Source organism: Shewanella sp. WE21, assembly GCF_002966515.1.
GTDB classification, from domain to species: domain Bacteria; phylum Pseudomonadota; class Gammaproteobacteria; order Enterobacterales; family Shewanellaceae; genus Shewanella; species Shewanella oncorhynchi.
Genome location: NZ_CP023019.1, coordinates 2,722,596 through 2,734,953, shown reverse-complemented (window position 1 = coordinate 2,734,953; position 12,358 = coordinate 2,722,596). Strand labels below are relative to the sequence as shown.

Below are 12,358 nucleotides of genomic sequence, written 5' to 3'. Positions count from 1 at the left end.
AGTAAAATTGACAAACGCGCCTTAGCGGGGCGATACTATTTCGGCATTGGCAAAATCCAGTGCCGGGATTAGTACCCCGCTATAACACAGGCGCAATTGTCGCCAGCCTAGTGCTGGTTTTTTATTGCGTGACTCGGCGCACCACTACTATGGTGAGCTGGGTGGGGCAGCCATTTGGCTGGCCGTTCCTGTGGCGGTAGTACTAACCTCATTCAGCTCATCACCCAAAGATTAGTACCTGCAGGTGATGATTACTCTCGTACACAGGAGTGTCACCCAATGAACCTACAACAGTCTAAAAACACCCCCACACAACTGGTATTCATTAACGGCCAGCAAACCATTACTAGCTCGCTGATCGTTGCCGATTATTTTGCTAAACGTCACTGTGATGTTTTACGTAAACTAGACCAAATACTTATTGAAGCACCCAGCGAATTTACGTCTACGCATTTTTGCGTAAACCTGCAAAATCAAAAGGTTGGCAATAATCAGCGCGATTTACGTCATTACCAAATGACCAAAGACGGTTTTATGTTTTTAGTCATGGGGTTTACGGGTGCCAAAGCTGCCGAATTGAAGATCAACTTCATTAATGCCTTTAACGAAGCCCAAGCCCGCCTCTCCCGCACCCAAAGCCCGTTTGAACGTCAACGCATGTTATTTACATGGGAAGGCGGTAAGATTGTCAGCTCGCAGCCCATCGATGATGATCAGTTCGTCACTCGGCGCGATAAGCTGGTCAACTATATCCGCGAACCACGCTTTTTATCCCTTGAGCAGTTAATCGAAATTAGCGAAGCCGCTAACCAACAAATCGCCTGTATCGCGCGTATTGGCCGCGAGCAAGCACGGCTAGGGTAAATCGACAGTTAAACGCCCATAAAAAATGGCTACCGTTTGGTAGCCATTTTTTGTTTGCACTTTTGTCTGACTTAGCAGTATTGCTAACTCATTAAGATCTCTACGCCCTGTTTTTTGACGATATTTAGCAACTTTAATGCGGGGCCATCGGGATGACGTTTACCTTGCTCCCACTTTTGCACGCTTGATAACGATACATTTAAATATTGTGCAAACACAGGCTGGCTTACCTTGTTACTCGTACGCAACTCTTTTATGTCAGCGGCAGAAAACTCTGCTAGCTCAGGTAAGCAAAGCGCGTCAAACTTGCGCATGGTTTCTGGCGGCATGAGACCAGATGCGTGTAACCCTTGGGCGGTATTATGTAATGACTTAAGTAAGCGGCTCATTTCTTATTACCTCGTATAACTCTTTATCTTTTATTGCTTTAGCTAACTGAGTGTTGCTGTAACTCAATAATAATTTAGCTAATTCTAACAGCACGGCTTTTTCAGTTTTAGTAATATTATCGCGTTCATTTTTAGCAAAACCAAACATGTAAAAAGCTTTGTCTTCAGAGCGAAACGCAATCAATGTACGAAAACCACTACGCTTACCTTGATTTAATCTGGGTACCCGTTTTTTTACGACACTGCCACCCAAGTTTGCATCAATTAAACCACGATCCATTTCGTCCACTGCAGCTAATAAAGCGGCATCTTCAAGGCCTTCATCATTTGCCCATGATGTAAATTCTGCGGTTTTAAATATGCGCCCCACTCTTGTTCCTAAGTGTAGTACTGTGTCCTATGTTTTCAATGGTAACACTGGGCTATTTTCTGTGCAAGCAACAGTGCAAGTAGGGTAAGCAAGCTCAATTGCATGAGCTTGCTGTTACATTACTTATGCTGCGCTACGGACGAAGAACTTAGACTTACCCGTGGCAACGATTGAGCTGTCAGCGAGTACAGCACCTTCAATATCGAAGCTACCGTAATCGGTACCGATCAAGTCTAAGCCTGATGTGGGTGTGGGCTTCCACTTATAAAACTTCAGCATCCACGGTTTACCGGTTGAGTCGTTAATACCGTCAACAACCACACTGACCGTTTTGCCTGATTCCGTTAATGCCTGCAACGCATTACCCGCTTGGCTGGTGTAGCCAATGGTTAATGCTTGACCTGCTGTAATGGTGCCAGTCGATAACGCGCGGATACCTGCGGCACTGACAACATAATCTTCATCAAGCACATAAGTCACATCACCCGCTTCATTTTTAACAACAGGGGCGATACTGGTATCAATCATTTTTGCGGTTTGCGCTAAGCCATCGAGCACAGCAATAATTTCTTCATCTGCGACGGGTGTTGCAGTTAATACATCAATCTTACCGCGCATAGCTAGCGCTAAGTTTTCGTTGTTAAAATCGTAAAAGGTCGCACTTAATTTTACAGATTTAATCAACGTGACTTCATCGGCATAACCTCCGCCACCACGGTAGTTGGGCAAGGATTTGGTTTCTTGTTCGATAGCGAGCTTTACGCCGCTAACGTTGCCACAGTCACGGCCATCGATATAGACGATCGCTGAGCCGATGTAACTTTCGGTTACTATTTCACTCATAGTGAGTCTCCAAATTTAACGGTATTAACAAGGGATAAGGTGAACACCGCTAGGCCGTGTTCTTCATGGGCTTCGGGCATGATGTACTTGCAGGGCTCTGTCTCTTTAAAGCTGATCACCGAGGGCAACCAGCTAGGTTTTTCAGGGAAGCGTTCATCTTTATAGAATGCACTTCGGATAGCGCGCACGAGGTTGATTAACTCACTGGTTGGTTGCGGATTTTTAGCGAGTTTTACGCCAGCAACCACTTGCAGCACCAGATCATCCTTATATTTATCAATGCCATTTTTAGCGTCAAAGGCATCGGTATAAGGCTGCAAAAAGATGAACTTGCTTTCTTTGGCAATGGACTGCACATAAAAACCTTCACGTACAGTGGCGCCGTCAACCAGCCCGAGGCGGTCTAAGATTGCTTGGATCATTGGGGTTGTCTCTTAGTTAACGGCTAGCGTGGTGGCCGTAGCGTTCGCGTAGATGCTTAATAATTGGTGGCTCAATATCTTCTTCCACGCCTCTGAAAGCTTGTAAGACAGAAGGGCCATATTTAGCCTTAATCCCTTTATCTTTGGCTTGTTTAAAGGTGCGCCACTTTTCGCCTCGATGACGCTCGTACATTACAAAATTGCCATTTCTACCTATAAAGGTAAAAGTGCCTTTAAACCAGTGTGGTTCATTGCGCAACGAACGGATGATGTGACCATCAGCTCTTGACCTCCCATTTTTACCTATCCGTTTTTTGCCTGAAGCAAAGCGGGTTAAGGAACTCGAGCGGTAACGGGCTGTAACGAAACCCTTTAAATTTCGAGGGTCTACACTGTAGCTAATCAAGTTTTCTACATAGCTTTTTGAATTGAAACCATACTTGTTGAAGATCGCATCGACTGCCGCCTTTTCACCAAACTTAACTGCGTCCTCAATCGCCCGTTTAATCGCTGGCGCTTGTGCATCACGAATGCGGTTAAGTTCCTTTGTTACTGCCTCCATGCCTTCAATCTTTATGCGTGCCATTAGCTAGGCCTCAAGCGGAATATAGATAAAAGTCACGCTGACCGAATCCATGCTTACCCGTTGGGTGAGGCGTCCTTGCTGGGCGCTAATGCCCTCACCTATCGCAAACTCATCACCAGAATTTACCGCCCCTTCGGATTGTAAAAACTCGGCACGACTGATTAGCTCGGGGACATATTCATTAGACGAGGCCGCAATTTCAGCGCCGTTATCATCCAAACTCACCAGACGAGTAAATGGCGCTGAACCATCGCTTGGGGTAAAAAGGCACGGATCAGCCAAACGCTGAAACAGCCGCACCATTTTACCCCGCACGCGATCGGCAAAGTGGTTGCCAACGTTAGGCATTGATCTTCACCCAGACGCTGGTAGATGGATTTGCCGCAGCAGCCCATACTTTGCCAGCTAAGGTATTGCCCGTGGCGAGTGATGTGATTTCGTTAGCGGTGTCGTCCCAATACACGGCTGCGCCAACTGCTAGCACATCTGTGGATTTTTTAGGGAGTTCAAACACGCCTTCAGTTACACCTGTACCTTCGGTATCGACGGCAATGGCGCCAATAGCCACAACTAACAATGTGGCTAGTAATACCGCTTCACCACTGGCAACTGCGGCGGTGGGCGTAAAGCTGATGGTCTTGCCATCTTGTACATAGTTTTTCATAAGAATGTTCCTGCTTAAAAACAAAACTGAATAAAAAAGGGCTATCGTTTGATAGCCCATTTATGTCGGTTTAGCGCTGTTTACACGCCTGTTGATTTCACCAAGCCACGGTAATCGAGCGGCGCCACACCCGCATCGATACGCACTTTGGTGGCGACGCCGTCAATGGTGAAGCCTTGTTGCTGCTCAATGTAAGGCGTGTCGATGCCATCAAGGTAAGCCACCTCAATGGTGTCACGGCCTTGGCCCGCAGAAAGGAACCACTGCACCGCGCTGTTATCATCTAAACGAGGCTCAGCAATCACTTCGGCAAAGTTTTGGATTGGGTTAGCAATACCTGAATTCACATCGGCACCTTTAACAGAACTGGACTTAATGATCTGGTTAAACGTGGTTTCAAGCGCTACAGGGCACAGTACAAACTCAGGGCGAATATTCAGGTGGCGATTACCCGATTTTTGCTTACGCATTAACATGCGATTGGCATCGAGGGCCGCCACACTTGGCGCACCGGAACCTAAGTTGCCGTGTTCATTATGGAACAGCGTTTTGCCATCAGCCATTGGGGGGTTTTTGGTTAATACCGCATATACCAAATCACCAATGGTGCCTTTAGCGGCAAAGCCCATTTTCATTGGGATATCAGTCAACATACTCATATCGTCGTTGATAATGGCCTGACGGGTAATGCTGAACAACTCGCCATAGGTAGCCAGCGCGATTTGTTGCGCATGGTCGCCAACGGTGACGTACTTGTATTCCGCACCTTCACGCACTTGGCGCAGGCTATTAAAGTCACCAAGGCCGATACGTTTGGCGATATTAAAGTTGCCTAGTTGACCTTTTTTGGTCCAACGCTCGAAGGTTTCTTCGGCGGTTTCCCAGCCCATTAACACTGATTTATTAGCTACATCTAACAGGATATTGCCAAAGTCGCTTGAGCTGTGGGTAAAGGCTAAGCCGACCATATCCATTTTGTTGAATCCAGCGCAGCCAATGCCGCGATCCAACAGTGAGGCGCGTGCCAACTCAAGCATGGTGTAGCTCGAATAGTTGTTGCTAGCTTCAGCTTTTGCATGGCCGGAACGCGCCATTAACTGAGCGCGAATAGAGTCACCAACGATATTGCCGTTACCCGCATAAATAGTCGTGCGAGGTAACGTAGCGCACGGCGTAGTGTTCTCACCCAGCTTCGCCAAGATCATGTCTTTGGCTTTATCAGCATTGATGTTGGCATCGGCAATACACTGATTACGTAACTCTGCTAACTCAGGAAAGAAAGTAAATGCCGCATTGATACCGTTCATACGCTCAGTATTAAACGCAATCGCAGCCGCTTGAATAGCTGTGGTATCAGGTTGTGTTGCTGCAGGCGCAGGCAACTGAGCATTAGGTGCTGCTGGTGCTGGCACGAGTGGGTTGGGAGCACTGTTACCCTGCGGTGCAAACAGGTTTTTGAGAGCTTCAGGCATATTAGTAAAATCCTTAAGACGTTTTGAATTAAGTGATGCCGCCATTTGCAGCGGATCGGTGAGGGTGTTGGCAAAACCTTTTTCCACTGCTTCGCGCCCAGTTAGCCAAGTTTCAGCGGCTAACAGAGCGTGGAGTTCATCTTCTGACAAGCCTGTTTTGTGTTGGTAGGCGCCCACTAAATTGCCTTCAACCTTATCGAGCAAGTCGGCGTATTTGCGCATATCTTCGGCATCACCGAGAGTTCCGCCCCAAGGCTTATGCACCATCATCATGGCGTTTTCAGGCATGATGACTTCATCAAAAGCCATGGCAATCACACTGGCCATCGAAGCTGCAAGGCCATCGATGTAGCAAACTTTGTGCGCTGGGTGGCCTTTGATCATGTTGTAAATCGCCATGCCTTCGAATACATCGCCGCCTGGCGAATGAATACGGGCGGTAATGGTGCCCACTTTGCCTAGGGCCTGTAGATCACGGGCGAACTGTTGCGCACTAATGCCCCAGCCGCCAATCTCGTCATAGATCATTAACTCGGCATTACCGTTTTGGGCTTTGAGGCTATACCAGCTATTGGCGGGTTTATTACTCTGGTTCAGCGTTGCGACGGGCACGCTCAGCGCTCCGCTTGGCAGCATTGCGCTTAGCATTACTGATGCTATTGGGGTCTTTTTCACTGTTAGGATCTCCTAGCGAGGGGTCGGGGTCATTGGCCGTGACCATGTTGTTTTCGCGGTTGTAATCCACCTCACGCTTACGCTGGCGTTTTACTTCTGCAGGATTACGGCCACGGGCGCGAGTCCAATCGGCCTCGGTTGCGACATTGGCAGCGATCATCATTTCCCAGCCTTCGGCCTCTTTGCGTGGGTCAATCCATGGCATGGTGGGCCCGTAGTACACGGCATCAAATAAGGTGCGCATGTCGATATCTGGCGGTAGCACTAATGGGTCCTGCTTGTTGTGCATTTCCATTTTTAAGAAGTTGCGGAACACAGGCCGCGACCAGCCAGCACAAAACCATTGCTGCATAATGCGGTTAGATTCGTCTTGCTCAACTAGCTCTTGGCGCTGGCTTGAATAACTGCCGTTGTAGTCACGGGCAATGCTGGAATAGCTGCCACGGGTACCGGCTGCGGCGGCTTTTAATTGGCCGTTACGAAAATCAACTAAGTGCACATTAGGGCGGTTTGATTCAATCATGCCCACATCTTCACCGGGCTTGAGATCATCGAAGGTCATGCCAGGTGCAATGGGGATTTCGCGGCTTGACGATTCACCACTTGAGTCAGGAACAAACATGGCGGCATCGCCGCGCTTAATGTAGAACGCCAGCGCGGCCGCAATCCGAGCCGCTACTCGCTCAGATTCCTCATAGTCTTTAATATCGCCAAGGCGGGTTAAAATGCCGTGGAATAACGAAGCGCCACGCAGCTGGTGCAAGCGTTTAAATAAGCCTAAGTGCATCATGCTCGATGCGGGTATCACTTTGGTTTTGTAGCGAAAGCCGACTTGATCCGCAGGGTGATCGAGCAATACGTGATAGTTAACTACTTGGCCCCAGCCGTTAACCTCAAGCCCTTGGCGTACCCGCTTTGCTGGTTCGTTTAACTCGTAGGGGATAAAGTCGGCCTCTAACGCTTCAATGCTGTATTGAGTGCCTTGCTCATTTGGGTGGCCGAACTTCGACACTTTACCCATCACATGCTGGCCGAACACATCACCATCACGCAGGGCGCTACGTAACACCAAACGCTCTAATTCAGGGCGACTAAAGCGGCCCGTCACATCACACTTAAGCGACCATGCACCGAAACGGCGTTGAATATCGTTGGCTAAGTCATCAAGGATTTCACCGCTAATACTGCGCGGCTGCGGTTCAACCACAATCCCTTGGGCACCGATCACCCGTTCTTCCATGCGGTCGAGAATGCCGATACTGAGATCATGATTTTCGTCTAACCAGCGCGCTTGCTCACGCAGGCTTTTACCTGCCGCAAATACCGCTTGGTTTGCCCCGCGACTTTCCTTTTTAGCGCGATGCGTGCGGCTTGGGCTGGCAGCTTCATACCCTTTCAGGTTGCGATAGCTCATTGCAGCCGCTTCACGCTGTAATGCTAAACGCGGGGCAAATATCGCCAGCGCATCATTGATAATGCTCATGTGTTGCTCCGACTTATATTTTTAGAAGTGCCTTATTAATGCGGCTTGATTAGTTAAAGCTGGCTAACTTGACGCCACCCTGTGGGCGGCTAAAGGCACTTAATCGGCGCTCCCACTCAAGCCGACCTTTGCGGATTTCGCCTAGGTCCTCGGTGGTCATTGTTTTGCCGTTGATCGTGGTTTGCTTGCCTGCCAACACATCAAGCTCGGCCTGAAAGTACGCATCGATCATCTGTTGGCATTGGGTTTTGGTCATGCTGTTATCCTTGGCTTTATTGGCATTAACTACAGCCAACCGCCAGAACTGCCACCACCGCCACCGTTTAGGTAAGCAGCATTCGCATTGGCCTGTTTTGCGGCTTTGGGTTTAGGTTCTTTGGGTTGGTCGCTTGATATGGCGATCGGGGTAACTTGTGAAAGTTTGTCGAGGTTGATGCCGAATTTCTCTATCGCGATATACAGCGCGGCCAAGGCGTAAACGAAACAATCTAACGCCTCGTTGCGGCGCTTTTGGTTGTCCCATTTATAGATGATCCGCCCGTTTTGGCGCACCGGAACCTTGCGTTCGCTGGTGAGCTGTTGCAGCTCAACGTCATCACATACCGCTTCGTTTAACGGGAAGTGAATCGCACCAGGCTTGCGCACATCAACATCAGGGGCAATCCGCAACATCGACATCAACAGCTCTTTGGCGTTGTCGGTACCAACCTCCGTTAAGTAAACACCTTTGGCGGTTCGCTTACGGGGGAAGTTGGCGATCGGCTTACCGTAAACGTTGGCACCTCTAATGGGTATAACCCGCATTAGCCCAAGCTTTTTACTCATAGCGTAAACGTCATCGGTGTAGTGGCCGCCAGAGTCCCAACCCACTACGCCGATATTGAGCACAACGCCATCGGCACGGGCATAGCTTTGCGCAATACGCTCAGCCACTTTGTCTTTAAGCACTTGATCAGCGGGATCACCATGGAGAATAAAGCGGTCAATTAGCGCCGCCTCTTTACCCGCACCCCAGCCCCAAACACGGCCTTCGTAACGGTTATCTTGGGTGTCGATACCGCAAGTTAAATACACCACCCAGTTAGGCACTTTGCCACTCGGGTACATTTCGCGGCGCTTAGCTAATTCTTCCCACTCTAAGCGTTCGCCGTTGTCGTTATCCCACGGTTGGCCTAACTTAGTGTTGACGAAAGTCTGCAGCTTTTCTTTATCGCCTTTGGCTTTAAAGAACTCAGTAACCAGTTTCGCCCAGCTGTTGAGCGAGTTATAGGCCGACCAGATATGAATCGAGATATTGGGCGGCGTGGTGATGTCGTTTCCGTCGGCATCATAAAAGTCTAAAAAGTCTTTAGTGTGGATGCCGGTGTTTTCGCATATCCAAACTGCGCTTGGGTGCAGCTCCATATCGTCGAGCTGATTGTTTTCGATGCAGCAACCACATTGCTCACACAGATAATAGGCTGTGCTTGGGTCGTGCTCACCCTTGGCATTTTTATGCCACTTAATCCCAAAGGGTTCTTCAGGGCCACCCCACTTTAAATCCTGCAGTTCGTCGCAGTGTGGGCAAGGCAAGTTGAACCTAAAATAGTGCGGTGATTCGCTGCAGGCTTTTTCAATCTGGCAGGTACCGAGCACTTTAGGCGTTGAACCGCGAATCGACTTAGGAAACATCGACAGTTCGATACGAGTATCACCGAGCGATGTGGCGTTACCTTCGTGCTCGATGGATTCATCAAAACCCGCTAGCTCATCGTAGATCACATCATCGGTGGAGATTTCGCGATAGTTAGCTGCAGCGGTACCACCGCGCACCATCAGCGTTTTGCCATTGGTGAATATTTTATCTTCTAGCGTGCTGTCTTTATGTTTGCGACCCATCCAAGGTGCAAGCGCGCGCCAAACAGGGATGTCACGAATCGCCGTTTCAACGTGCTTTTTCATGAAGGTTTTGGCTTGACCATCACGAGGCTGATAGATCAACACGTTGCGCTTTTTGTGTTCAATCTTGTAAGCAGCGTTAGCCATCAGCATTTTGGTGTAACCGACACGCGCTGACTTCATTAAGTTAAGCGTGCTGATTTGGTCGTTACCCATGGCATTAAGAATGCCAATTTGAAACGGTAAACTTTCCCACTTACCCTCGGTGTAAGAGGACTCCGACGACATGTAAAAGTGCTCGTCGGCATATTCAGAACAGGTGAGCATGGGTGGGCGATAGAACGAACGCAGCCCAGCAGCAACGGCGGCTTTCAGATTTTTAATCTGCGCGGCCGATATACTCATCTAATAAACCCTCAATGCCCTCCGCAAGATCGGCGGCGGTGTTTTGGCTTTTAATCACCTCCGCTTTGATAGCGTCGATTGTGCGTTCTGGAATGTCGGGGAATTTGCGTTTTACCCGTATATGTATTTGATCGAGCACTGGGGCAATTTGCGCAGCAATGCGATTTAGCACAAAGGTAGCAAAATTAACTTCGACCACTTCTTTGAGGTCTTTTTCGTTTTTAATCTCCTGCCCAACTGCTTGGGCTCGGATTAAGCGCCAGCGTTCGTAGTCCATATCTGGCTTATCGGGATCATCTTCATCGGGTTTAGTGATGGTTTTTTTACGCTCGTTGGCGACTCTGTTACCCACCACATCGGCCATCTTGTATAAACACACGCGACCGAGCTTGCTGTGCACTAGCACGTCCCACTTATCAAACGCTTGGGTGCTGATCTCAAGGCTTTTGCATAGGTCGGTTTTACTCAGTAGAACAGGCTCGGGTGGTGATGGTTGAATGCGTGCCATGGTGTTCATCTACCTGTTTTAACAGTGCAGCTTTCAGCTGCATCTCCGCTCGGTGTAACTCTTGGGCGCGTAGTTCGTCCTTATCTGTTTGACGTTGCTCACGGCGGCGGCGCAACTCCTGATAAAAAACGTTGGCTAATAGGGTGACGAGCGCGAAGAATATCCCGAGCAAAATGGCGATTTCATTCAACGTAAACGCACCTCCAATTGTGCTCATGAGCGACGATACATAAGCGCTAAACGTCAGCGATTTTTGAGTGGTCACATCATTAATGTATGGATTGTTCATGCTGTTTTTCCGTTCGCCATGTTTCGATGTTATGCAAATCGGTATCACACTTGGTGATCACGGCTAAGAGTTGAATGATGCAATCGGGCAGATCGGCATTAGCGTCTGAACTACATTCGGCTGGCAGGCACTGGCTCATTAATGATTGCGGCGGTAGTACATATTGGGTCTGCTTGGTGACTACGGTGCGCGCAATAGGCGGCGTGTTTGAGCAGCCGCTTAACATCATCAGGCACAACAGTATTAGCCCAACTTCGGGTTTGTTCATTGGCTGAGGTCCTTAGTTTTTTAATGGCTTCTCGCTGATCAGCAAGCTGGCGATCAATCTCGGCCTTGGCTTTATCGGCTTTTTCATTGAGCGCTAAGGCAAAGGCGTAATCCTTAGCGAGCCTGTCACGTTCTTTAGCCTGCGCTTGCAGTTCATCGGTGACAGCCGTGAGATCATCAATCAACATTCGCTGGTTAACGGTGGCCGTTTCAATCTGCGAGTTTTTAAGGGCGAGATTTGTTTTGGTGGCGGTAAGGCTTAGACCAAGCAGTGCAATGACTAGAATCAAAGCGCCGATGATATACAAGTGCAATGTGCCAGTGGCGTTAATGAGTTTTTGGAACATAGAGATCCTTAAGGCATATCGCCTGTTCTTTTTTGCGCCGTACCTCTAAACCAGGCAATTTGACGTTAGCGGCATAAACAAATCCATTACATCCATGTTTGCCGCAGGCCTCCGTGAGTTGGTGACAAGCGGCCACCCGTTCGCCGCGCAGTAACAGCTTGCGCAAGGTGGAGGGTTGAAAGTTACCCGCACCAAAGTTGTAAATCAGACTGAGGTAAGCGGCGTGCTCGCCTTCGGTAAGTTGCACCGGATACGTTAGCCGCCGCAGCTGCCGATCGGCTTTGCCTAAATCCTTGGCGAACATTTCAATGCATTGCTGCTCGCTAAAAAACTGGTTTAGCTCAAGCTCTGTGCCAGTGTGCCCAAAGCAAGCGGTGATAATATCCACCGGATCAAGATAGGTGTGCAGAATGGGCTCACCGTTCGGCGCTTCGGTGGGAGCAATCAAATTAGCACCCGCCAGTGCGACAGCAGAAGAAAGCCCCAGTGCCATGAGCTTTTGCTTTAATGACATGGGTCAGTCTCCTTTAAAATAAGGTTAGCCTTAGCGCGGCCAACGGTTAGATCAACGGTGAGGTAGCCGCCTCTAACTGCTGATGTTTTTAGTGTCTTTCAACGTCCGAGGCAATATCACAAGAACCTCGGCAACACATACCCACCACGGCCACCATTGCAGCGGCCGCTTTTGTTCAGCTGGGGTTAGCTAACGAACAGCTATTTGGATGTTTGCGAACAAGAAATGGCAACAAATAAAAAGGGCCCCTAAAAGGAGCCCTTGGCAGACAAATAACGTGCGACTGAATAAATGTAACCTTAGCAAGCGTATACAAATGTACTCGATTTTAAGGGCCTTGAAAGCGCCAAAAGTGTCGCTAAAAGCGACAAAAGTGTCGTTT

At 48.9% G+C, this 12,358-nt stretch carries 17 protein-coding genes; 1 reads left to right on the top strand and 16 read right to left on the bottom strand.

The annotated features are described in order from the left end of the window. Nucleotides 1-174: 174 nt before the first annotated feature. Nucleotides 175-864, top strand: a complete 690-nt coding sequence (locus CKQ84_RS11980) for a Rha family transcriptional regulator (RefSeq protein ID WP_254053097.1) — start codon at nt 175-177, stop codon at nt 862-864. An 83-nt stretch (nt 865-947) separates the two neighbouring features. On the opposite strand, the gene CKQ84_RS11975 is transcribed toward CKQ84_RS11980, so the two are convergent. From CKQ84_RS11975 to CKQ84_RS11905, 16 genes are all read right to left on the bottom strand, one after another. Beyond that, a complete protein-coding gene (locus tag CKQ84_RS11975) occupies nt 948-1,253 on the bottom strand; it encodes a DNA-binding transcriptional regulator (RefSeq protein WP_012088290.1) in 306 nt (101 codons plus the stop codon). Further along, on the bottom strand, nt 1,237-1,623 hold the full coding sequence (locus CKQ84_RS11970; protein WP_105251454.1) for a type II toxin-antitoxin system RelE/ParE family toxin: 387 nt from the start codon (nt 1,621-1,623) through the stop codon (nt 1,237-1,239). The genes CKQ84_RS11975 and CKQ84_RS11970 overlap by 17 nt, the downstream gene beginning before the upstream one ends. Before the next feature lie 123 nt (nt 1,624-1,746). After that, entirely contained in the window at nt 1,747-2,466 is a 720-nt protein-coding gene (locus tag CKQ84_RS11965) for a hypothetical protein (RefSeq protein WP_105251453.1), read from the bottom strand. After that, entirely contained in the window at nt 2,463-2,888 is a 426-nt protein-coding gene (locus tag CKQ84_RS11960) for a hypothetical protein (RefSeq protein WP_105251452.1), read from the bottom strand. The genes CKQ84_RS11965 and CKQ84_RS11960 overlap by 4 nt, the downstream gene beginning before the upstream one ends. Before the next feature lie 16 nt (nt 2,889-2,904). Continuing rightward, a complete protein-coding gene (locus CKQ84_RS11955) occupies nt 2,905-3,474 on the bottom strand; it encodes a hypothetical protein (RefSeq protein WP_105251451.1) in 570 nt (189 codons plus the stop codon). 3 nt (nt 3,475-3,477) lie between these two features. Further along, complete coding sequence (locus CKQ84_RS11950) at nt 3,478-3,822, bottom strand: hypothetical protein (protein ID WP_105251450.1); 345 nt, start codon at nt 3,820-3,822, stop codon at nt 3,478-3,480. Next, nucleotides 3,815-4,138: a DUF2190 family protein gene (locus CKQ84_RS11945; RefSeq protein WP_105251449.1), complete on the bottom strand. Its 324-nt coding sequence runs from the start codon at nt 4,136-4,138 to the stop codon at nt 3,815-3,817. The genes CKQ84_RS11950 and CKQ84_RS11945 overlap by 8 nt, the downstream gene beginning before the upstream one ends. An 80-nt stretch (nt 4,139-4,218) precedes the next feature. Next, nucleotides 4,219-6,285: a ClpP-like prohead protease/major capsid protein fusion protein gene (locus CKQ84_RS11940; protein ID WP_254053096.1), complete on the bottom strand. Its 2,067-nt coding sequence runs from the start codon at nt 6,283-6,285 to the stop codon at nt 4,219-4,221. Continuing rightward, nucleotides 6,194-7,768 carry a phage portal protein gene (locus tag CKQ84_RS11935; RefSeq protein ID WP_105251447.1) on the bottom strand — a complete coding sequence of 525 codons (1,575 nt, stop codon included), beginning with the start codon at nt 7,766-7,768 and terminating at the stop codon, nt 6,194-6,196. Before CKQ84_RS11935 ends, CKQ84_RS11940 begins: the two co-directional genes overlap by 92 nt. A gap of 49 nt (nt 7,769-7,817) precedes the next feature. Further along, complete coding sequence (locus CKQ84_RS11930) at nt 7,818-8,024, bottom strand: hypothetical protein (protein WP_105251446.1); 207 nt, start codon at nt 8,022-8,024, stop codon at nt 7,818-7,820. Nucleotides 8,025-8,053: 29 nt separating this feature from the next. Next, nucleotides 8,054-10,051: a phage terminase large subunit family protein gene (locus tag CKQ84_RS11925; RefSeq protein ID WP_105251445.1), complete on the bottom strand. Its 1,998-nt coding sequence runs from the start codon at nt 10,049-10,051 to the stop codon at nt 8,054-8,056. Continuing rightward, a complete protein-coding gene (locus CKQ84_RS11920) occupies nt 10,026-10,559 on the bottom strand; it encodes a terminase small subunit (RefSeq protein WP_105251444.1) in 534 nt (177 codons plus the stop codon). The genes CKQ84_RS11925 and CKQ84_RS11920 overlap by 26 nt, the downstream gene beginning before the upstream one ends. Then, nucleotides 10,513-10,848, bottom strand: a complete 336-nt coding sequence (locus tag CKQ84_RS11915; RefSeq protein WP_012586805.1) for an HP1 family phage holin — start codon at nt 10,846-10,848, stop codon at nt 10,513-10,515. Before CKQ84_RS11915 ends, CKQ84_RS11920 begins: the two co-directional genes overlap by 47 nt. After that, entirely contained in the window at nt 10,829-11,074 is a 246-nt protein-coding gene (locus CKQ84_RS24195) for a hypothetical protein (protein WP_367870022.1), read from the bottom strand. The genes CKQ84_RS11915 and CKQ84_RS24195 overlap by 20 nt, the downstream gene beginning before the upstream one ends. After that, the gene (locus tag CKQ84_RS24025; RefSeq protein WP_105251443.1) at nt 10,959-11,462 is read right to left on the bottom strand and encodes a hypothetical protein; all 504 of its coding nucleotides are present in this window, start codon (nt 11,460-11,462) and stop codon (nt 10,959-10,961) included. Before CKQ84_RS24025 ends, CKQ84_RS24195 begins: the two co-directional genes overlap by 116 nt. Continuing rightward, nucleotides 11,443-11,976 carry a lysozyme gene (locus CKQ84_RS11905; protein WP_105251442.1) on the bottom strand — a complete coding sequence of 178 codons (534 nt, stop codon included), beginning with the start codon at nt 11,974-11,976 and terminating at the stop codon, nt 11,443-11,445. The genes CKQ84_RS24025 and CKQ84_RS11905 overlap by 20 nt, the downstream gene beginning before the upstream one ends. Nucleotides 11,977-12,358: the final 382 nt, after the last annotated feature.

Bases quoted from the DNA above. Each gene is read 5' to 3' on its own strand.
- CKQ84_RS11975 (WP_012088290.1), bottom strand. From the start codon at position 1,253: ATGAGCCGCTTACTTAAGTCATTACATAATACCGCCCAAGGGTTACAC.
- CKQ84_RS11965 (WP_105251453.1), bottom strand. From the start codon at position 2,466: ATGAGTGAAATAGTAACCGAAAGTTACATCGGCTCAGCGATCGTCTAT.
- CKQ84_RS11960 (WP_105251452.1), bottom strand. From the start codon at position 2,888: ATGATCCAAGCAATCTTAGACCGCCTCGGGCTGGTTGACGGCGCCACT.
- CKQ84_RS11955 (WP_105251451.1), bottom strand. From the start codon at position 3,474: ATGGCACGCATAAAGATTGAAGGCATGGAGGCAGTAACAAAGGAACTT.
- CKQ84_RS11950 (WP_105251450.1), bottom strand. From the start codon at position 3,822: ATGCCTAACGTTGGCAACCACTTTGCCGATCGCGTGCGGGGTAAAATG.
- CKQ84_RS11945 (WP_105251449.1), bottom strand. From the start codon at position 4,138: ATGAAAAACTATGTACAAGATGGCAAGACCATCAGCTTTACGCCCACC.
- CKQ84_RS11935 (WP_105251447.1), bottom strand. From the start codon at position 7,768: ATGAGCATTATCAATGATGCGCTGGCGATATTTGCCCCGCGTTTAGCA.
- CKQ84_RS11930 (WP_105251446.1), bottom strand. From the start codon at position 8,024: ATGACCAAAACCCAATGCCAACAGATGATCGATGCGTACTTTCAGGCC.
- CKQ84_RS11925 (WP_105251445.1), bottom strand. From the start codon at position 10,051: ATGAGTATATCGGCCGCGCAGATTAAAAATCTGAAAGCCGCCGTTGCT.
- CKQ84_RS11920 (WP_105251444.1), bottom strand. From the start codon at position 10,559: ATGGCACGCATTCAACCATCACCACCCGAGCCTGTTCTACTGAGTAAA.
- CKQ84_RS11915 (WP_012586805.1), bottom strand. From the start codon at position 10,848: ATGAACAATCCATACATTAATGATGTGACCACTCAAAAATCGCTGACG.
- CKQ84_RS24195 (WP_367870022.1), bottom strand. From the start codon at position 11,074: ATGTTAAGCGGCTGCTCAAACACGCCGCCTATTGCGCGCACCGTAGTC.
- CKQ84_RS24025 (WP_105251443.1), bottom strand. From the start codon at position 11,462: ATGTTCCAAAAACTCATTAACGCCACTGGCACATTGCACTTGTATATC.
- CKQ84_RS11905 (WP_105251442.1), bottom strand. From the start codon at position 11,976: ATGTCATTAAAGCAAAAGCTCATGGCACTGGGGCTTTCTTCTGCTGTC.